Here is a 22,623-nt window from a genome sequence, read left to right as displayed (position 1 = left end):
CTTTCTGCTACGACGATATCTAACAATTATAATTTTAGTAACCCTCCATCACCATATTTAGTTAGCATTAATTTCTATCCTAGTATCAATAATAATCTAAAAATCGAGTCTAAAAATAAACCTAATTTTACGATTCAAGCTCAGAATGAAACTCGTGGTGGTTATATTAACATAACCAGTAGCTTGTCTTTAAAAACAATAGCTTTAAAAGCTATTTCGTAAATAATTAAGAGGCCTAAATAATATATTTATCCTAAAGTTAGATATTCAAACCACTAATTTCTTTAGTATTTTTAGCTAGAGATTATATTGCCAATCAGAACTACTTATGTATATAAGTTAAGTTATATCGGTATTTTAAATATAGGATTTTTTATAATGGAAATTAATACTTCTAAAAGATGTCTTTGTTTAGTGCGATCCTTATTGGTGTGACATCAATGGTCGGCTCAGGCTAGCTATTTAGTACACAACTTACAGCAAAAACAGCAGGAAATTGGGCTTTCTTAGCTTGTATATCAGCTGCGATTATGATTATGATGATCGGATTATGTTTGGCGAAAGTAGTATCAGTATTTCCAGTAAGAGGAGGTGCTACAACAAGATCAAGCGTGTTATCATATAATAATGTCTTTGCGATGCCATTTATTTTTGCTAACTGGTTTGGTATCGTGGTAATGAATATCTACAGAGGCTGAAGCAACAACATAATATCTTGCTGGAATTAAAGGTTTTGAATAGCTAATGCATAATGGCATTAATATCAACTTACAGAATGTTATTATCTTTATTCATATTAGTTATTTACCTAATTATTAACTTCTATGGAGTCAAACTACTTGCAAGTGTAAATAATAGTATAACGGTATTTAAAATGTTTTTACCTGCGGCAATAGTTATAATCTTTATTGTATATGCTTTCATGCAAGCAGTACCACATGAGTATCTAATATCAAAAGGTGGGTTGGGCCGGACTAGACTTTGAATCCCCTCTATTACAAATAGCTACAGTGATAGGACTTGGCTATATAGCTGTTTTATTAATTATAGACAGTATTGTTAGCCCTTCTGTAACAGGCTATAGCTACCTTGGTGCTTCTTCGAGAATGCTATACTCGATGTCAGCTGAAGGTCAAATGCAAAGATATTTTGCCAAAATTAACAAAAAAGTGAATATTTCAAGAAGACCATTAATTGCTAACTTTTTAATTTGTGCTGGTTTCTTAATGTTTTCTGACAACTTGGCTGCTCTGATGCTTATTGTGACATGGTTTAATATTATTGTCTATATGACAACACCAATTAGTATGGGTGCGATTGCTCCTAAAGCAAGAATATTTGTTATGATTGTTGTTCGTACTACTAACCATGCTACTAAATACTGTTGAGGTAGAGACTAATATTCATCTAAATATAATTCTTGTTATTCTTATGTCGATCTTTGGTGCTTTTGAGTATCGTAGAATTGGTTTTAGGAGTTTAATAATTCTAGTTATGCCTTTCATAATCTTTGTATCAACTATTGATCATATATATTTTGAAGGTCTAATTGAAGCTATATTCTATCTAATAATTACAGACAAACGCTATATGTAGCTTATTGTAAAAATACTACTAATCAAGATAATATAATCGAAGATTAGATTTTCTTATCTATTCATCATTAACTACAATTATGTCTGTACACGATGAAAAATAATATCCACATTCGAAAGATGCTACTATTATTCTATAATTTAAAACTAAAATGAATATAAATCATAAAGAAGCACTTTTGCGATTAGCGGTTGTTAAGCCAATGAAATAGCAGCTACAAAACTGTCTGAGACATTTTTTTAAAACTAGGCGAGTTTTGTATATGCCATTATTGGCGTATAACTAAGCGATAGTTGGGGCTAGCATTTTTGCGTACTTTTTATGCAATGAAAAAAGTACATCACTATAGCTTACTAAGTAAGTAGCGAAACCTATTAGCAACTATTGTAACCATACTTAAGAGTTTTAAAAAATCATCGTGTACAGAGTACAATCATATTTTTATTTGTTTTTATTTACATATATAAAATATTAGCTAAAACTCTCTTTCAACTAATACTTTTTAATATCACTATCAACAATGGTGGTACTGTTATTAATAAGCCAAAAACAACTTGGTTACTCAAAGTCACAGTTGAAACAAGCGATGATGAAACAGTTGTGACAGCTATTTGTATAAATCCAAATACCGCTGGATGCTATGATGCTACACCTATCTCAGTGTGAATGTCCCTGTAAGCACATACATATGTAGCTGTGTACTGAAAAATATTGCCGCAAAATGCTAAAGCACACAAAACTAAGAATAACTAGAGGATTTAGGCTAAATATAAAATATGACAAAGCAAGTAATAAACCACTCAAAACTGAGAAACAACTACAATAAATTATAACCTTATCATATCTAGTCTACTGATTGTATTTTTAAAAAATATTAAAAATATTACTGAAGGTATAATTACTCCAGCAGAGCAGATATAAATGAATATTCAACAACAGAAAAACCTAGTTTAATCTGAAAGAAGAAAGGTGAAAGTGTTCCAAAGACAAAAACCAATGATAATGCTAACCCACTACATATAACGTTCAGAACAAAAACCTTATGGGTTAATATCCTTTTGTATGCTTCTAAGACTTTATAATTACTTTTAGGAATAACTTTAAGATATAAATATTTTACAATTAAAACTGTAATAGTTAGCGCCATTATTGAGTGTAAGGTAAAATTACCACGCCAACCAATAGTTTCTTGAATGATACCTACAGTAATCGGAGCTAATGGTGGTGTTAATGTATAATACTAGTAATTACAAGACTAGCTTTGGCAAGTGATTGAGTATCATAAAAACATCTTTAATAATCGCTCGGAAAGATACAAAAGAACTACCAATTCCGATACCTTGTAAAAAGCGGAAAAGCAGTAACTGTGTTTCACTCTGGACAATTATACACAAAAAAACTAAGTACCCAGCCAATAGCGCCAGCTTACGCCCATACTTATCTGATAAGTAACCAAAGCCTGACATCGAGCAAGGTCATACCAAAGAAATATACTCCTACTGTTAGCTTAATATCTTTAGCAGCTGCTTGAAAATATTCAGCAATATGGTGGCAATGATGGTTTAAAGCTATCTATGGCAAATTGCGACATTAAACCAAAAAGACAGATTATTAAAATAACTGTTTTATCAGAGGATATCTTCTTAAAAAGATCATTAGACATATGCTAAGTTTAGTAATAATAGATTTTGGAGAGATTATAATATAAATTTTATTTGGAAATATTTTTTAAATGAATCTTTATACTTGACTAACTCAGCATAAGTAAGTAAAAATACTCCATCACCACCATCAGCAAAACTTAACCATGTAAATGGAATATCTGGACACATCTCCATTAGTGCATATTGACTATTACCAACCTCAACTATCAAAATACCTTTTTCTGTCATATATTGATCTGCCTCTAGAATGATTCTTTTTGTAAGATCTAAACCATCATCTCCAGCTTCCAGAGCAAGCTTAGGCTCATAATGATACTCTTGTGGCATACTATCTAAATCTTGTTTATCAACATAAGGAGGATTTGAAACTATCAGATCAAACCTTTGTCCTTGAAGGTTGTTGAATAAATCAGACTTAACCACCTTGACTCTATCACTTAATTGATGCTTTTTGATATTATGATTTGCGACTGCTAAAGCATCATCAGAGATATCGACCAAAGTTATGTTCGCCTCTTCAAAAACATTACTACAAGCAATACCTATACAACCGCTACCAGTACATAAATCAAGCACACTGGTAACATCATCAATATCATTAATCCATGGTGAAAATTCATTGCGTATAAGCTCAGCTATTGGTGACCGTGGAATAATAACTCTCTCATCGATATCAAACTCCATACCAGCAAACCAGGCTTTTTTAAGAATATAAGGTAATGGCTTACGCAGACATGCTCTTTGATAAACATAGTCGATAATCATTTTTCTCTCTTCTGTAAGAAGTCTTGAACCAACCATATTGCTATCAATATCATACGATACATTTATCGCACTAAGTACCAAATGCACAGCCTCATCCCACATTGAATCTGAGCCATATCCAAAATAAACATGATTTGCTGTCATCTCAGAAATTGACCAACGGATATAATCTCTGATCGTATGTAAATTATTTATAATATCTTGTTGTTTTTCTTGACTATACATTTATTAACCTTTCTTCCATATAGTACCAGTTGTAATATCTTCTAATATTATTCCTTGCTGTTGAAGCTGTTTTCTTATCTCATCAGCTCTAGCATAATTTTTGTCTTTTTTAGCTTGAGCACGTTCAGCTATAAGCTTTTCAATCACATCAACATCGGCACTATCACCTTGCTTAAAATATTCTTCGATATCAGTAAATAAAATACCCAATACATCACAAAGCTTACGTAGTAAAAAAGCATAACCGCTAGCTTTATATTTATTTGTTGTTTTAAGAGTATTTATCTCTTTAGCTAAGCTAAATAAAACAGCCAAAGCTTCTGGAGTATTGAAGTCATTGTCCATAGCTTTGATAAATTTCTCTTCATACTCACTAGCATCATCAGGAAGATTTACCTCAATTGGCTCGATATCTCTAAGAGCATTAAATAATCTCTCGACAGAAGCTCTTGCATTATCAAGATTCTCCTTTGAGTAATTAATCTCGCTTCTGTAAATAGTTGAAGCTAAGAAGTATCTCACAACTTCAGGGTGGTACTCCTCTATAACCTCATTAATTGTAAAGAAATTATTCAAAGATTTAGACATCTTCTCAGCATTAACTTTTACCATACCAGAATGTAACCAGTAATTAGCGAAAGTACATTCATTGCAAGCTTCTGATTGAGCTATCTCATTTTCATGATGCGGAAATCTAAGATCAGAACCACCAACATGAATATCAAAAGTATCTCCTAAAAGTTTCTTAGACATTGCAGAACACTCTATATGCCAACCAGGGCGACCTGCTCCCCATGGTGATTCCCAAGCTGGCTCACCTTCTTTTGCCATTTTCCAAAGTACAAAATCCATTGGATTTTCTTTTTCTTCTACAACATCTACTCTTGAGCCCTGCTCTAATGCTTCAAGATTTTGCTTACTTAACTTACCATAATCAGCAAATTTAGCCACTCGATAAAAGACATCGCCATTTGCTCCTTGATAAGCGAAGCCTTTCTCCACAAGAGTTTCAATCATAACTATCATTTCAGGAATAGTCTGTGTCGCTCTTGGTTCTTTTGTTGGGCGAAGGATATTAAGCTTATCAAAAGCATCGTGCATTGACTTAATAGTTCTCTCCACTAACTGGTTAATAGACTCACCATTTTCATTAGCTCTTTTGATAATCTTGTCATCAATATCTGTGATATTTCGCACAAAAGTGACATCGAACCCACGGTACCTAAAATATCTATTAATTACATCAAAAGCAATATTTGTTCGAGCATGTCCAATATGACAATCATCATACACTGTAATACCACAAACATACATTTTAATTTTTTTAGGTTCAACTGATTTAAATTCTTCTTTTTCGCCAGATAAAGAGTTATAAAAAATCATAAAGTAAAAAGTCCATCTTTTGAATTTCATAATTATAAGCTACCAGTATAACCAAATTTTAGTATTTTTGGAAAAAATCTTAGTGCTGAAAACTTTTATAGACTATATTAAAATATGGCTGAACATTATTTAAAACCTCTAAGCTAATACAACTGTTATGAGCAGCGCAGCCAGAGTCAAAATAAATCCAAGCTGCATCACTACAATCAGAATTTATAGTACAACTTAAACCATCTGCTATCGCATATATCTGCCCATTTCCATCTCTAAGTATCCGATAATTTTAATCATCTATTGCTACACTACTAATTGTAGAGTCATCTTCTATACTTCTAACATAAATATTACTATTAGTTATAACAAATAGTGCCAAAATTAGCTATTATCTTCTTTATAGTTTCGTCCGGAAAGTTAGGAGAAGATAGCAATGTCGGCGTAGCCACTCCTAAACTATACAGATATTTATAATATATAATACATTAAAATACACTATAAATAACTGTGTCACATTTTTCTTTATTAAAATCGGTTGATTTATCACATCAGCTATTATCATGACTTTGTTGAGCCATTGCTATCTCCTAACTTATAAGGCACACTATAATTAAAATCTAAAATATTCTTACCTTGAAAAATTAATGGAGCATTCCCTTGTAAGGTGAATAAGCTATCTGGAACTAGATCATAAACATCATTATCATCAAAATCTGTTGTTCCAGTTATCAATCTATAAGTAAATTCAGCTATGTAAGTTTTAGTAAGAGTGCCATAAGTTGTTTTATAAACATCCATATCATAATTATCATCTCTAAGAAATTTTTCTAAAATTAAAAGTTTAGGACTACTCTGGTTATTATCAAAATACCAGCCTACATTAACTATATAGCCATCGTCAAACACCTCTAGACCAGAAACTTCTACAGTTTGCGGATTATTTTTGATATTGTTTAATGATACTGATGATGTGTAAACTCTATCTAAATCATGTATTGCTAAAAGTAGAGTTCATTCATTATTCTTCAGCTCCAAGCCAACACTAAAATCATAATAGCTTTAAGCTAATGCTTGCGGGTAACTAATACTTAATATATTTTCATAAATTTTAATTATAAAGCTCTGTGAGCTATTATTTAAACAAGGTCCCTATAATCATCATGATCATGATGAGCGTCCCAAGAATTTTCAGAAACAACAATTCTGTTTTCACCGTTTTTCGGATTATGGCATATAATGTATTTTACATACCATTAACTTGCTCAATAATACAATCTGACTTTGATCCACTACCGTCATAACCATCTATTATTTTGATTTCCTATTCTGTAACTAAATACTGAATAACTCATACCATCAATATTTACATAAGGTAGATTTAAAGGGATTACTGTTTTTTCATATTAAGTCATTGTAAAATTTGGTAGTAAATTATAAATAAAATTCCTAATATACCTAAGAACACTATTATCATCATAAAACTGATGATAAGTATCAGCATTATATAACTCAGCATTAGTATTTTCATACTCAAATCTAGGGGTAATTGAATTAGGAGTAGTTACAAACTTAAAATCACCAATATTTTCATCTGTAGAGGTTGATAAATCGGCTGTTTCGATAATATTACCAAAATATCCCTCATGCACACTTAGGTTTTTTTCTCATCAACCAAGATATTAATAGCTAGAGAATCTGCTTTAAAGTGATAAACAAGAGCTGATATCACTAATCATTAATACAAAAGCTAAAATTAAAATTACTAGTAATGAAGAACCTCTCACTCTCTGTTTCATACTATATAAACCTATGTATTAATTATTTTGCTAAATGCCTGACCTGCAATACTATAAGATATTTTCAATGCAGGATAACTAGAGCTATTTATATCAACATGTGTAGTGACATTATTCCAAGTTATAACATTATTACTAACTGTTGCATATTCAACTTGTAAGTTCTCGACTCCTCTTACGAGCTCATATGACATTCCATTAGCACCACTATTTTTGATATATATATAATAAGTAAATATCTTGACCTTGACTATCTTGTTCACCAGTACTTCTGACATAGAGAACCTCAAGCGAATATTTACCAACATAATCGCCAGGATAATAATCACCACCTTGTGGTGATTGTGATAAATTAACAATACTTGAGCTACTATTGATATTTGATGCTTTAACTAAATTAATACTATTTTTATTACATAAAAATAAATAATCATCAGCTGTAATTCCATCAACATAACGAAGGTGTAGAGTTGCGCTAGGTGAATTTATTTGAGTAAGGCTGGAATGACTTTCTTCTTTTTTAATCATTATATAATCTTTTCCAGTCTGACAACACTCTCCTGGGTAACCTTCCTCTAATGATTGTGGAAAATGGTTTGAAGTAGCCAAAGGTAATCTACTAACACTAATCGCCGGACTATAAAAAGCTACCCAAAGAATCAGATGTTCTATCATAGTATGTTTGTTGTGAAGAGCCAAACTTACATGCAAAACCTACATCTTTGACAAAATCATAGAGTATATTTTTTACTAATAATTCTTTTGCTTCTGTTGTAGTTTTATCTTTATATTCAGTATACTTACTCTTTACTGCAATATAAGTAGTGATTAGTGCAAAAAGTATCATTACAGCTATAGCAGTGGAGATTAAAAGCTCTATCATTGTTAATCCAGCTAGCTTTTTTTGACTAAGTTTTAATCATTAAATCTCCATCTTAAACTATAAAACACCTCATGAAGGGAGTAATTCACTATCAAATCCAAAAGCAGTACACTGCCATCTAATAACTGGGGTTATATCTTGCATTAGTAAATGGTGCTACTGTTATAATAAGCACCTGAGCCAAGCGGGAAGGATCATCTAAAGGAACAGCTGTAACAATTTGAGTATTTCCTAAGTTTAATAACACCCCTGTATTTGATGACCATTTTGCTGTACTTGGTTATAAAAGAGTATTTCTAACAACTTCTATATCTGATAATACCGCTCATCAATATACTGTAGCATTTGCATTGACATAAATCTGATTAACTCGCTGCATGTATGAACCAAGCTGTTGATTTATTAGTTCGGTTAAAGGATCTATGCTAGCTAACCTTAGAAAAACTGATATTACCTAAGGAGCTATTATCAAAATTCCCAGTTAGCATATATTCATCGATTCTAATCTCTAACTAGTCAACTAACTCTACTTTTTTTCTGTAAGAATTGCATTGGCTAATTAATACATTGCCTATAGCATAAACGCTATCATCAAAGTAAATAGACCCAAAGCTGCAATGATAAGCACTTCAATTATTGTAAATCCTTTATTATTGCTTTTCATATGCTTTGTATCATTCTTACAGCTTATCTTAAAATAATTTATATTTGCTAATCCCATCAATCACAACTATTTTAACATAAAGTTCTAACTTACCCTACTAAGGATTTAATTAAACTAATCTTTGGTGAACAATGCCAAAATCAAAATAAGTAGCTAGTTTTTGTATTAATTCTCTTGATTATTGTGAATCATTTTGATCTACTAGATTGATACTAGTATCACAATCATCTTTAATTGAACATTCTAAACCATTTTAAACTACAAAAAGCTTTGATTTTGTTCTATAGAACTGAAAATTGTTATTTTTATTTTTTTATTTGTATAAGTGTTTTTTACTACCCCTCCCATAGAATTTGATAATCAAGTTACTATTTTTTTAACTTGTATCGCTAATTTAACTGGTTACTGCCTATAAGCAATGTAGTCTAGTTCAAAATCCAAAATAGTTTTCTTAACAAGATTTAAACTTACTTGTTTGACATTTTTAGTGACTTGATCAATACTAAAATCAACATTGCCACGCGATACATTAATAGAGTCAATTTCAACATCCTTTCAGAGAATATAAAAAATTACTTTATTATCATCTAGCTAAATATCTTGGTCACAAGCAAATTCTACTGAACCACTAAAACCATTTTGAACATCTATAAGCTGGCAGTTAGCTGCATAAATATCACAAATACTCACAATTAACACACAAAAAATCGAGCTTATTTTTAACATTTAATAGTACAAATCCAAAAGCTATAACTATATAAAATTATATTATCGTAGCCAATCATAATAATTTAGCTAATATTTTGCTCTACCTAATACCATAATACATAAGACAGTATTTAAGAAAAGTAAAATACTTGGCAACATACATAATAAATACATATAAAAATCCGGCTGCGAATAAAATTTACAAACAGAATATACAGCCACAATTAAGCCAAATACCGAAAAGCTTAGCTTGCCGATATTATCATAAATAACTTTTGTCCAACCGTCTACTTTATCAAAAATCTTACTTGTTGGTTTCCACCCTTGTGGCTTATTAAGATAATAGTTTATTTCTGCTTTAATACCACACCAAAACACAAATGATGACAGCATAAACATTGCCATGTAAATTTGTGAGATTTTACTCAAAAAGCTGCCCTTTATATCTCCATATAAATAATACCAAAAACTTAAAATCAATAATGGCACAAGTGTTACATTGACAACTGATATAAAAGCTAAATTGTTTCTTGGGAAAAAAACCAATAATAATGCAAATATTGGAAATCCAGATGCGACAACTTTGAACAGCAGATATAGCATATCTAACTTTACCCTAAAGTATAAGTTTGAAGAACTAATAATATTTGACATATATTTATGCATTACTTGCATACCACCAAAAGACCATCTTAGCCACATCTTTTCAAACTCCTTGAGAGATGTCGGAACCCATTCTCCAGTTTTGAGAAATACTGGTTTACTTATAAAGCCTGCCTCATAACATCTAAATCCTGCAGCGATATCCTCAGTCATCATCACTTGGGATCTGTGGTACTCTTCCCACTTAGATGTTGCTTCTAGAGCCTTTCTACTCCATATACCATTATGGCCTTGATAATTACAATAACCATACTTACCAACAAACTCGTTGAAATAGCGAATGGTATTTTGAAAGATACTTGCGACTTTGGTAACTAAATTTGTACTATAATTAGTACTTTCTATCAAAAAACTAACGAATCCAAGTTTGGAATTTCGTTTAAACTCAGGCAAGGCTACTTTTAGAGCATTTTCGGGTAATGTCGAATCTGCATCTAAAAATAATACATAATCAAAACAAACATATTGCATAGCAATATCAAGATTACGTGGTTTAAAACCTTCCGTACCACTTCTATGAATAAACTTATAGCTGATTCCATCAAGCATATTATGTTGGTTGACATATTGTTGCCATCTAACAAAATCTTGATGGCTTAAATCACTATTATCAACAACAACTATTTCTAGTTTTTCTTTTGGATAATCTAAATTATACGCCGAATCAAATGTTAATTTACAAACATCAAAAGGCTCATTGCGTGTCGTTATAACTATAGAACATTCAAGCTCAGCAGCCTGCTCAACAAAAGTCTTTTTTGAAGCTAAAAGACTATCAATAAAGCAATGAATACTTAAAATTATTCGATATCCTAGCAAAAAAAAAAGTTGGCAATAAGATAAATAAGATCAGTATTGATATAAATGGATGTGTGACGTAGTCAACACTCAGTAATACTTTTGTGGCACAAACCACAAAAGCAAAACTTAGTACCACATAAATAATAGTTATAAAATTAAACTTTCGAGATTTAGAGGTGATAAATAGATAAAAAACAAAGCAGAATAGTAACAATAACATACCTATTCCAGCAAAATCCTCGCCAGCTACGGAAAGACAATACAGTACTAACATAGTCAATACAAATAGTAATGGTTTTTTCATAAAAAATGATTAAGGTTAAATGATTAAAATTTTACTTAAAAAAAATTAGACTAACAATAACAATTTATAATGATTGTTTGTATTTTTGATACTCTAGCTGAACTGATTCTTCTGGCTTAGAAGTTAACAAGCTAAATACAATTATGCATATACTGCTTAGTGCAAAGCCAGGAACCATTGCATATACCTTAAACCATCCACCTAAATGCTCAAACAATGGCCAGATTAAAACAGCTAGTGAGCCTAATAATATTCCTGCTATAGCTCCACTTTTGTTCATCCTTGACCAAAATAGAGAAAAAATCACTACAGAGCCAAATGAACTACCAAGACCTGCCCATGCAAAGCCAACTAGGTTTAAAATAGTAGTATCCGGATTATATGACAAAATAATTGCCGCAATTGTTACTAAAAGTACTATTAACCTACTGATATTTAGCAGCTCTCTGTGACTTGCTTTATTACGAATAAATTTAGCATAGACATCAACCGAAAAGGTGCTAGATAATGATAGCAATTGTGCTGAAGAAGTACTCATTACTGCGGATAATACTGCAGCTAATAAAACACCTTCCATCCATGGATTGAAAAATACTGCTGATAACTTCAAAAATACAGATTCTGGATTTGCAATTCCATCTTTATAATATGCTGCTCCTAAAATACCAACACAAGCAGAGCCAAGCAATGCTAAAATCATCCATGTCATACAAATAAACATCGCCTTTAAGGTTTTACTCGGATCCTTTATCGCCATAAAGCGTACGATAATATGTGGTTGACCAAAATATCCTAAACCCCATGCCAAAAGAGAGATAATAATAACTAACGGTACACCTGATGTGACGTCATAAAACCCTTTGACATTAATATTTGATAATACCGATCCAATATTGGCACTACCAATATCAAAATACACTACGATTGGAACAACAATCAAAGCTAATAGCATCAAACTACCTTGGAAGAAATCAATCCAAGATATCGCTAAAAAACCACCTACACATGTATAAATAAATATTATTGCTGCCGTAAATAATAATGCTTGATGATATGAAATACCAAACATTGAACTAAATAATACTCCACCAGAGACAAAACCTGCTCCGATATATATAGTAAAATATATTACTACAACTACAGCAGTTAATGATCTTATCATCCCTTTGTTATCATGAAACCTATTTTCAAAATATGCAGGTATGGTAATAGAATCTTTTGCTATTTCAGTATATATTCGCAATCTTCTAGCGATAACACCCCAGTTTATAAATGCCCCAATTGTCAATCCCAACGGTAGCCATATTTGGTTAATACCTGATATCATAAAAGCGCCAGGAAGTGCTAATAATAACCATGATCCCATATCAGAGGCTCCAGCACCTAATGCAGCAATTGGCGCACTTAGAGAGCGTCCACCTAGCATATAATCCGAGACTTTTTTAGTTTGGAAATATGAGTATATACCTATACTAAAAATGATTATTATGTATATTATAAACATAATCCAAAGTATGTTATTTTGACTCATTAGTAGATTTTTCTTAAAAAAGAATTACATCAATTTAACATCTTTAGAAGCTTTTTAAAAGTTTGTTTAGGAAATTTACAAGAACTTTTTACCGAAAAATCATAAAAAATACTAGCTAAAGTTTTTCATCTAACTGTCATGATTATGCAACTTACCACACTAAACAAACTAAGTTATAAAAAACTAAAGTTTGATAATCTATATTCTTTACAATAAATATTAATTAATAACTAATTGCTTGCAAAAATAGTCACATGCTTAATTAGCTTTTTAAAATTAAAGCTATTGACTATCATTATGACATAAACTTTTCGATACCATCTTTGAAGTCAAAGCTGTGTTCTGCAGTGATATGCCTGACTGTTTTTGTTGTAGAACGCATAACTACACTATGTGTAACTGCATAAGAACCTCTGCGTGTGCTATTAACTCTTTTGACACCTTGAAGCATATTACCATCAGTTACCCCAGTTGCAGCAAAAATAATATCTCCAGATGCTAAATCATCGATATCGTATTTTTTGTTAAGATCAGTGATACCAAGACGATGTGCGCGTTTTATTTCTTGATTATCATTGAATACCAATCTTGCTTGCATTTGTCCACCTAAGCATTTAAGTGCCGCTGCTGCAAGAACACCTTCAGGTGCACCACCAGTACCAATATACACATCTATACCAGAGTTTTCTGTTGCTGTAGCTATTACACCTGATACATCACCATCATTTATCAGTATCACCCTAGCACCACATTCACGAGCCTCTTTGATGATATTCTCATGTCTAGGCCTATCCATAGTACATACAACTAATGCAGACATATGTACACCTTTGAATTCAGCAACCCTCTTTAGGTTATTTGTTACAGAATCATCTAGGTCGACTATACCCTTAGGCGCATTAATACCACCAACAGCAATCTTTTGCATATATACATCAGGAGCATTTAAAAAACCACCTTTGTCTGCCATAGCCAAAACTGTAAGTGCGTTGGCACCACCCTTTGATATAATTGTAGTACCTTCTAGAGGATCTAAAGCAATATCAACCTCGTAACCACCTGCACCAACTTTCTCACCAATATACAACATTGGTGCTTCATCAAGTTCACCTTCACCAATCACAACTGTACCATCAATATCAACCTCATTAAGTGCTTTTCTCATTGCATCAACGGCAGCTTGGTCAGCAGCAATTTTATCACCTCGACCCATCTGGCTCCATGATGCTAATGCTGCTAGCTCAGTAACTCTGACTGCTTCAAGTGCTACTTTTCTATTCATTTATTTTAGTCCTTTTTGTTTAAAGTTTATCGACTATTGACGTTAAGAAGTTTTCTATTACTGTCTTAAGCTCTATAAGCTTCCCATGAAAAAAATGTCCTACCTGATTCATTTTAACCAAAGTTAAATCAGATTTGATAGTTTTAAGAGTAAAATCAAAAACAGAGTTTGGATTAACTATATCATCATCTATACCCTGTACCACAAGCCATGGAATATCTCGTGGTTGACTAAATTTAGTTAGATCAAATCTATCTACAGCTGGCGCTATTGTAATTAGGCTTACAAGATTATCTAGACTACTTAAACCCTTATAGGCTATAGCACCACCAAATGAGAAGCCGCATAATATTATTTTTTGCTGGTGTATTGTGTTTAATCCAATCACATACTGTAAGCAAGTCTTCTAACTCACCAACTCCATCACCATACTCACCTTGACTCTCGCCAACACCACGATAATTAAATCTATAAGACTCTATATTAAAATTTTTCATTGCTCTAGCAACGGTGGTGACAATTTTATTATGCATGCTACCTTGATATAACGGATGAGGATGGCATATCACAGCAACAATGTCTTTGTTGGCATCTTTGACTTTATCACGAGCTACTTCAATACGACCAGCTTGACCTTGAATAAAAAAAGTGTTCATAATTGTTATAAATTAAGATTATCTAGTAAGATCGGCAATCCTCTAGTTTTATCAATTTTGTCTTCTTAATAAATTTATATGCAAAATATAATATCACAAATGTAAAGAAACCTATATAAGTTGATACAAACTCTAATATTACACTAACCCAAGTTCTACCTTCTATAGTTAACATTGTAATACCCTGACCAACAATTACCATACTCACCATAACTAAGGCAATAATAGGCGCCCATGGAAAAAACTTTGCTACATAAGGCAAATCTTTTAAGCTTTTACCTTGCTTGATATATGCTCTTCTAAAACGATAGTGGCTAAGCGCAATTATAAACCATGCGATAAATCCCGCCAAACTTGAAATATTAACCAACCATGTAAATATATATCCACTACCAACAAAAGATACTAAAAAAAATGACGAACCTATAACTGCTGTAACCAAAAGAGCAATCATTGGCGTACCTTTTGAATTCGTAGTAGCAAAAAACTGAGGGGCTTGCTTAATTTTACCTAAATGCCATAGAACTCTTGTTGCACTATACATACTTGCGTTACATGCAGATATTATCGCAGTTAAGATTATCACATTCATAATAGTAGCGGCAGAACTCAAGCCAACATTTTCAAAAACTATCGTAAATGGGCTAACAGAAACATCATTACTCATCCCAGCTTTTATCAAAGATGGGTTATTATATGGAATTAAAAAACTAATAATCACTACAGCAAGTATGTAGAATATAAATAAACGCCAGAATGTTTGTTTGATTGCTTTTAGTATTGATGTATTTGGATCTTTAGTCTCACCAGCAGTGATACCTATAAGCTCACTTCCTTGGAAAGAAAAGCCTGCAATCATAAATACTGATATAAAGCCCCACCAGCCATTATGAAAAGGAGCGTCTCCAATATGCCAATTTTCAAAACCAACACTTGTATGATTACCTACTAGACCAAGTATTGATAAAAAGCCAACAATTATAAATATAATAACCATCGAAACTTTTATAAAAGATAACCAATACTCAACTTCACCATATATCTTTACTGAAAATATATTTAAAGCAAAAACTAATACAAAGAAAAAGCCACTCCATAACAGAATTGAGCTGCCTGGAAACCAATATTGCATAATTAACGCTGCAGCAATAACCTCTGTAGCAACTGTAATAGCCCAATTAAACCAATAGCTCCAACCAGTACTAAAACCTAATGCTGGATCAACATAGCGTGTAGCATATTCACAAAATGTTCCACTAACAGGACTATGAGCAGCCATTTCACCAAGACTCGCCATCAAGAAGTAAACCATTATAGCTATGATTACATATGCCAAAACAGTTCCTCCAGGACCGGCATCTGCAATTGCTCCGCCAAGTGCTACAAATAAACCAGTACCAATACAGCCACCCAAAGCTATCATTGACATATGACGAGTGTGTAAGCCACGTTTAAGTTTCTGCGACATCTATCTTACTTTCCTCCAAAAGGTATTAATTAAAAAATCAAAGAGCTCAGTATATTTAACTCTTCACGATTCAAGTAAGCTTTGGAGAAATTGAGAAATATTTAAAATGACAAAATAGGACTAGACTAGAGAATTAAATCTCTCTCTAGATATTCCAAATCTCCGCCATAAAAATAAAACCCAAATCCATAACAATACCTTTGTTTAATATATTCAATTTTTGATTATCTATGTTTATAAGATATAAATCAATATCCTTTTTACGATACATTAGTGCATAAACCACCCATGTGGAGATATACATAAATATGCCACAGAAAACAACATCACTAAAAAAGTGCCCACCCTGCGACATTCTCATCAGTCCTAAACCTCCACCAGCAAATACTGCAGCTGCAAATGCAATAAGCTTTTTTCTCCTTGTAGCCACTAGTGGCATAAATGCAAAAAGCCAAAATCCCATTGAAGCATCACCACATACAAATGAGCAGTTTTCGTCACATTGCGAAGATATAACAAACGGCGGTTGAAAAATTTTATCACCGTTAAATTGCTCAACCATCACTGGTCTTGGGCGCCCCCAATGATCTTTAAATACATAATTAACAACAAAGCCTGGACCTATCCATAAGCACACCGCTATAAATAATATAGTTTTTTTATGCTTAATCTTAAACTTATCGATAAATAGAGATCCTAAAAGAAATAAAATCACTATGATTGAGAAAAATATTGTAAAAAATCTGGCAAGCCAATGCAAAAAACCTAAAAACCCGTCATAGCCACCAATAAATTGATGCACCGATGAGTTATAAAAATATCCCGCTAATTGTATATCTAGATTTGGAAATATAAGAAAGAATAACCATGCAAAAAAACAAACAACTAAACCTAATATGATATGAAATCTTACCAAAATATACCCCTCTAAAACTTCAAGCTTAATAAATTAGTAGTATAGTCTAACATTTTTAGAATTTTTTTTGTTAAAATTATCAATTGAGTTTTACTCATTAATGTGTAATTAATTTTAGTAAAAAGTATGGCAGATAACAACATAAACAAAACAAATCATGCTGTTGGTAGGTTAAAGATAACTCTAGTAGTTATTTCAACAGCTAGCATAATATATCTTTTCATCGCATTATTTAGCTTTAATATTAATGATCCAGGCTGGAGTAGTGTTTCATCTGAAACCACAATAAAAAATTACGCTGGGCCAGTTGGTGCATATATAGCAAGTTTTATACTCTCAGTATTCGGTGTTATCGGCTTTATTTTACCATTTTTGCTTATTGATTTTGTCAGAATTCTTCTCATCAAACGAAAACAACAAAGTCTTAGCTATCTTTTATTTACAATAAAAACTGTTGGAATTATTGTTTTTATACTATCTTGCTGCGGGCTTGCTGAGCTTTATCTTAGTTTTGCTAATTACTGGATGCCTCAACGCTCAGGTGGCATTTTAGGTTATGAAGCAGTTAAGCTCACCATCAAATATTTAGGATCAGTAGGTGGTAATTTTGCATTATTAATAGCATTATTCGTAGGTCTAACGCTATATTCAGGTACAACATGGATATACCTTTTCAAAAGCTTAGCAGTATTTGTTGCCAAAGTATTTAGTTATATCACCAAAGCAAAACCTAATAATGATAAAAATATCCCAGATATAAGTAGCTTTGAAACTTTTGAAGGAAAAAGTAGCCTAACAAGTTCACTTAACAAAGATAATAAAGCAACATCAATCACATTTGAAGATAATCAACAAATTCATAAAAGAGATATTTTTAGAGAAATATTAGATGATACAAAAGTAACAAATGAGCTTTCATTTAAAGATGCTAAAACTGAACCACTACAAAAATCAGATTTAGAAATAGCATCGGATTCAGATTCAGTCTTGGAACTATATGTCGATTTAGACCCAGAATTACCATCACAGTTAAGTAGTGAGACTAAACAAGCAATGGCAAAAAAGCAACTAAAGGCGATAACAACAACATCGACCCCAACAAGCTCAAGTGCCAGTAAAGCCCTTAAGAAAAACATGCTCCCATCATTAGATCTACTTATAGAACCAGAAGCAAAAAAAACTGTTATTTCTCAAGCACAGCTTAATGAGACATCTTCATTACTTGAACAAACTTTAAATGACTTCAATATTAATGCAAAAGTTGTTGCAGCATACCCAGGACCGGTAATCACAAGGTATGAGATAGATCTTGCAAGAGGTACAAAAGTCAGCAAACTGACAAATATTGCTCAAGATTTAGCTAGAGCTCTATCTACTACTGCAGTTAGAGTTGTTGAGGTAATTCCTGGTAAACCATACGTAGGCTTAGAACTACCTAACCCAACTAGGCAGATGGTGCGTATTAAAGAGGTATTGGCATCACCTGAATTTATAAAATCTAAAGCCCCTACCCTAATGGGAATAGGTGTAGATATATCTGGTAAACCAACATTTGCAGAACTTGCAAAAATGCCGCACCTTTTAGTAGCTGGGACAACTGGTTCAGGTAAATCTGTTGGTGTCAATGCCATGATTCTTAGTATGCTATACAAATGTAGACCTGATGAGCTTAAATTCATCATGATTGATCCAAAGATGCTTGAACTTTCAATCTATGATGGGATACCTCATCTATTAACACCAGTTGTTACAGATATGACAGAAGCTGCTAACTCTTTACGCTGGTGTGTCAAAGAAATGGAGCGTCGCTATGCTTTAATGTCAGCAGCTGGAGTAAGAAATATTGCTTTACTAAATGATAAGATTGAGCAAGCAGAGAAAGCTGGTAAACCTCTCAAAAACACCATGTTTATCAAAATGAATCCTGAAATAGCTCATGAGGCACCATTACTGACAAAAATGCCATATATTGTTGTTGTCGCAGATGAGTTTGCTGATATGATTATGGTTGTTGGTAAAAAAGTTGAGGAATTAATTGCTCGACTTGCTCAAAAAGCCCGTGCAGCTGGTATTCATATAATTCTAGCTACACAAAGACCTTCAGTTGATGTTGTAACTGGACTAATTAAGGCAAATATTCCCACTAGGATGTCTTTCCAAGTATCATCAAGAATTGACTCTAGGACAATACTTGACCAACAAGGTGCAGAACAACTTCTTGGGCAAGGTGATATGCTTTATCTTAAACCAGGTTTTGGTGCTCCTATGCGTATTCATGGTGCTTTTGTTGATGATAATGAAGTCCATAGGGTTGTAGAATCTTGGAAAGAATATGGTGAGCCAGAATATATTGAAGATATCTTAGAATCATCAGAAGAGGCTGAAAATGGAACTTCAACAAATAGTGGTAGTAGTGAGGACCCACTCTATAATGAGGCAGTAGAAATTGTTATTAAAACTCAGAAAGCATCAATCTCTGCGGTACAGCGTAAGTTAAAAATAGGCTATAATCGTTCAGCAAGATTAATGGAGGAAATGAAAGAAAATGGCATTGTTTCAGAGATGAATCAAAACGGTATGCGTGAAGTTCTAGTAAAGAGAGACTCTTAAATGAAAAAAATAATTATATGTTTGATACTTATTTTTAGTATAAGTATTAGCTTTGCTGATGCAGCTAGTGGTCTTATAGAAAAGATAAAAAATATTCACTCTATGACTGCTAACTTTAATCAAAAGCTCATAGATGGGCAAACTAGCAACAATCTTAACTCAAAAGGCAAAATGAGCCTCAAAAAGCCACAATATTTTAAATGGGTAACAACGTCTCCAAATAACCAAGAAATTGTCTCTAATGGTACAAAGTTGTGGATCTATGATGGTGATTTAGATCAAATTATCATAAAAAAGTTTCTAATGATATTGCTCAGTTTCCTTATCTAATTCTTTTATCAAAAAACACCAGTAATATCAACAAACTCTTTACCGTTAAAGAGCAAGGTAACACTAGCTATATTCTAAAACCTAAAAATGATCAAATGATTGATAGTATAAAGATTAAGTTTACCCCAAATAATCAACTTAAATATTTAGAAATTTCAACCTCACTAAATCAATTTACCAAAATTGAGTTTACCAATGTAAGAACTGATGTAGATATAAGTGATACAAGTTTTGATTTTAAAGTACCTGAAGATACCGATATAATAGATGAAACCAAATATGCATAAAGATTTATCTACTTTTTCTCGAACATATAAGCGCCAGCAGTTCCACCAGCAACAGCTAGCCAAATACAACTATTTAGCGACATAAGTAATCCAACAACTATTAATATATTGATAGCTTTTTTCATATAAACATATAATGTTAAATCTTATAGACTTGAGTATCAAGAAAACCAATTTGATTACAAGCACAAACTTTTAAGCTAAAGTTCGATGTATTAAATAATACAACTATTTTAAAAATATTCAAACTAACTCCTAGGAAATTTGTATAAAGAAGTAAAAAATTTATAGTTAAAACAACAACTAATTAGCAAATAGATAATTATAATACACTTATGCTAACAACTTAGAGCAACACTATTTAACTTATAGCTCTTTTTTTAAAAATATAAGTAATTTTTTTAATATCTTGTTTAGCATTAATTATAACCATATATCTTTCCAAGCTATCCAACCTTCCTGCTTTTCATTTATATATTAAAAATAAAAAATAGGAAGTATCAGATATTATAATTAACGAGTTTTATTTTTTATTAATTTTCCTCTCAAAAAAATAAGCAAGACAAAGCAGTAGTAGAACCCCAACAAACTGTTCATTATAAAGCCAATTATTGCACTAGCAAAAGAAGTTTACTTAGGATAATTAATTAGAGTGATAGTAGAATGAATAGCCCCTCATATGCTGAATAGTTGTAATCTTCCAAAATAACGTACCAACCACAACCTTTAGGAAAGAACATTAAAGTACTAAAAAAAGCAACATATCAGAAAGTCTTTAGAAACCGTGTAACACACTTTAAAACTATAAATTACAAATAAAAAGAAAAAATATCCTAAAGTCAACAAATTAATAAACCAAGTGTTTAAAGATTTTTTCTACATAAAAAAGTTAAAGCTCCGAAATGAATAGTTCTATACTAGCATATTTTACATACCATTTAACTTCTGAATTGTATTTAGAAATACTTTTTAAACAATAACTTAAAAAATAAATAGTAATATACCACAAGTATTAGTGGAAGAGAAAGAATCCATACAAAAGATAGTACCTGTGATAAACTATGCATTCTAATAACATCTAAGAACTTAAAAAAACAACGTACAGTTCTGCACTCTGGCAAAAACATAGGTATATATTGAAACTCCAACAAAAAAAGTTATAGCAAAAAAACTAAGCAATAATATTTTTATGAAAAAAGCTTTATTTATCATTTTTTATATACATCTAAGTTAAATTTAACCTACTGTTTTACATGTAACATTTTTAAAGCCATAAAAGTCAGCATACGCCTGATTATTATAAAAATTTTTATCTGGTGTAATATCATCAACAAATACCGTTGGTGATATATACGAGGATATACATGGTAAGGTAAGATCTGTTATTTCTATTTGTTTATATTGAGAAATAAAACATTTCGTTTTTGTTCAAACTTATAGAAACACAAGCTTATAGTAAAAATCAGATATAATTGAATAATCAGCATTATGACAAAAACAAGAGCTAATTTATTTAAAGCATGATATAGATAATTAATAAATAAACTACTATGATTATAAATCAGCATATAGCTAGCTATAAAAAAGATAGTATTGTAGATAAGTAATACTCTTTGATTTAAGTCATAAGATTTCGCAACTGGAACCAAAACAAATAAAGATAGTAGAAGGGTAACTGAGTATATTATTGCTGTTATTTTTTTGACATTTTTGTTAGTAAAAACCAATATAAAAAAACCATTATCATCATCAACAATATAAGTGTGTATTGTGGAGTAAATATTATTTCATAAATTAAACGTAGAATATTTTGTAAAAGTGAAGAATGAGTTCCTGAGGATATATGTTCTAATCTAGCATAATTTCCCGGTGCTGCTACCAATATAACCCCACCAATTGCACACGATAAAAAAATGCGACGACAGTATCATTTATAACTTTCTTACTAATCATTCTTTCAAAAAAATATGCTAAACAAAGTAGAATGCTCACACATACAAATATTTCATTATATAAACCAATAATTGATCCAACAAACATTCCTAGAACTAAGCTGCTTTTATTCTTCACTATTGAAAAATAATAAACAATAATTAG

10 protein-coding genes and 7 pseudogenes are annotated in these 22,623 nt (G+C 31.7%); 3 read left to right on the top strand and 14 right to left on the bottom strand.

What is annotated here, in order from left to right; translation table 11 throughout:
* Window positions 1-378 precede the first annotated feature (378 nt).
* A pseudogene (locus C9379_RS03355) lies at window positions 379-1,643 on the top strand (APC family permease).
* A gap of 441 nt (window positions 1,644-2,084) precedes the next feature.
* Here C9379_RS03355 and C9379_RS03350 read toward each other — a convergent pair.
* The 13 genes and pseudogenes from C9379_RS03350 to lpxF form a co-directional block, all read right to left on the bottom strand.
* Window positions 2,085-3,259, bottom strand: a pseudogene (locus C9379_RS03350) (MFS transporter).
* A gap of 34 nt (window positions 3,260-3,293) precedes the next feature.
* Window positions 3,294-4,250 (bottom strand): 50S ribosomal protein L3 N(5)-glutamine methyltransferase, encoded by a 957-nt coding sequence (gene prmB / locus C9379_RS03345; RefSeq protein WP_143384906.1) that lies wholly within the window; start codon window positions 4,248-4,250, stop codon window positions 3,294-3,296.
* A gap of 3 nt (window positions 4,251-4,253) precedes the next feature.
* Window positions 4,254-5,633 (bottom strand): cysteine--tRNA ligase, encoded by a 1,380-nt coding sequence (cysS, locus tag C9379_RS03340; RefSeq protein WP_143384905.1) that lies wholly within the window; start codon window positions 5,631-5,633, stop codon window positions 4,254-4,256.
* Between the two features lie 552 nt (window positions 5,634-6,185).
* Window positions 6,186-6,533 (bottom strand): hypothetical protein, encoded by a 348-nt coding sequence (locus C9379_RS08725; RefSeq protein ID WP_143384904.1) that lies wholly within the window; start codon window positions 6,531-6,533, stop codon window positions 6,186-6,188.
* A gap of 497 nt (window positions 6,534-7,030) precedes the next feature.
* A complete protein-coding gene (locus C9379_RS08720; protein ID WP_425536914.1) occupies window positions 7,031-7,276 on the bottom strand; it encodes a hypothetical protein in 246 nt (81 codons plus the stop codon).
* Window positions 7,277-7,434: 158 nt separating this feature from the next.
* Window positions 7,435-8,306, bottom strand: a pseudogene (locus C9379_RS03330) (photosystem I protein M (PsaM)).
* A 571-nt stretch (window positions 8,307-8,877) separates the two neighbouring features.
* Window positions 8,878-8,970 carry a prepilin-type N-terminal cleavage/methylation domain-containing protein gene (locus tag C9379_RS03325; RefSeq protein ID WP_318263332.1) on the bottom strand — a complete coding sequence of 31 codons (93 nt, stop codon included), beginning with the start codon at window positions 8,968-8,970 and terminating at the stop codon, window positions 8,878-8,880.
* A gap of 795 nt (window positions 8,971-9,765) precedes the next feature.
* Window positions 9,766-11,446: pseudogene (locus tag C9379_RS03315) on the bottom strand (glycosyltransferase family 2 protein).
* A gap of 64 nt (window positions 11,447-11,510) precedes the next feature.
* A complete protein-coding gene (gene putP, locus C9379_RS03310) occupies window positions 11,511-12,977 on the bottom strand; it encodes a sodium/proline symporter PutP (RefSeq protein ID WP_143384903.1) in 1,467 nt (488 codons plus the stop codon).
* A 295-nt stretch (window positions 12,978-13,272) separates the two neighbouring features.
* Entirely contained in the window at window positions 13,273-14,259 is a 987-nt protein-coding gene (glpX, locus tag C9379_RS03305; protein WP_143384902.1) for a class II fructose-bisphosphatase, read from the bottom strand.
* Window positions 14,260-14,278: 19 nt separating this feature from the next.
* Window positions 14,279-14,915 (bottom strand): annotated as a pseudogene (locus C9379_RS03300) (alpha/beta hydrolase).
* A gap of 22 nt (window positions 14,916-14,937) precedes the next feature.
* Window positions 14,938-16,383: an amino acid permease gene (locus tag C9379_RS03295; RefSeq protein WP_143384901.1), complete on the bottom strand. Its 1,446-nt coding sequence runs from the start codon at window positions 16,381-16,383 to the stop codon at window positions 14,938-14,940.
* A 253-nt stretch (window positions 16,384-16,636) separates the two neighbouring features.
* Window positions 16,637-17,299, bottom strand: a pseudogene (gene lpxF, locus C9379_RS03290) (lipid A 4'-phosphatase LpxF); the annotation flags it as partial.
* 126 nt (window positions 17,300-17,425) lie between these two features.
* On the opposite strand from lpxF, the gene C9379_RS03285 reads away from it, so the two are divergent.
* On the top strand, window positions 17,426-19,909 hold the full coding sequence (locus C9379_RS03285) for a DNA translocase FtsK (RefSeq protein ID WP_143384900.1): 2,484 nt from the start codon (window positions 17,426-17,428) through the stop codon (window positions 19,907-19,909).
* A pseudogene (gene lolA, locus C9379_RS03280) lies at window positions 19,910-20,526 on the top strand (outer membrane lipoprotein periplasmic chaperone LolA).
* 1,693 nt (window positions 20,527-22,219) lie between these two features.
* On the opposite strand, the gene C9379_RS03275 reads toward lolA, so the two are convergent.
* Window positions 22,220-22,408: a hypothetical protein gene (locus tag C9379_RS03275; RefSeq protein WP_318263331.1), complete on the bottom strand. Its 189-nt coding sequence runs from the start codon at window positions 22,406-22,408 to the stop codon at window positions 22,220-22,222.
* Window positions 22,409-22,623 lie beyond the last annotated feature (215 nt).

The sequence above is a fragment of the Francisella-like endosymbiont genome, assembly GCF_003069505.1.
GTDB lineage: Bacteria > Pseudomonadota > Gammaproteobacteria > Francisellales > Francisellaceae > Francisella.
The sequence above is the reverse complement of the archived record's forward strand: the minus strand, read 5'-3'. Positions and strand labels throughout refer to the sequence as shown.

Coding starts and splice junctions, on each gene's coding strand:
- prmB (WP_143384906.1), bottom strand. CDS start 4,250: ATGTATAGTCAAGAAAAACAACAAGATATTATAAATAATTTACATACG.
- cysS (WP_143384905.1), bottom strand. CDS start 5,633: ATGATTTTTTATAACTCTTTATCTGGCGAAAAAGAAGAATTTAAATCA.
- C9379_RS03325 (WP_318263332.1), bottom strand. CDS start 8,970: ATGAAAAGCAATAATAAAGGATTTACAATAATTGAAGTGCTTATCATT.
- putP (WP_143384903.1), bottom strand. CDS start 12,977: ATGAGTCAAAATAACATACTTTGGATTATGTTTATAATATACATAATA.
- glpX (WP_143384902.1), bottom strand. CDS start 14,259: ATGAATAGAAAAGTAGCACTTGAAGCAGTCAGAGTTACTGAGCTAGCA.
- C9379_RS03295 (WP_143384901.1), bottom strand. CDS start 16,383: ATGTCGCAGAAACTTAAACGTGGCTTACACACTCGTCATATGTCAATG.
- C9379_RS03285 (WP_143384900.1), top strand. CDS start 17,426: ATGGCAGATAACAACATAAACAAAACAAATCATGCTGTTGGTAGGTTA.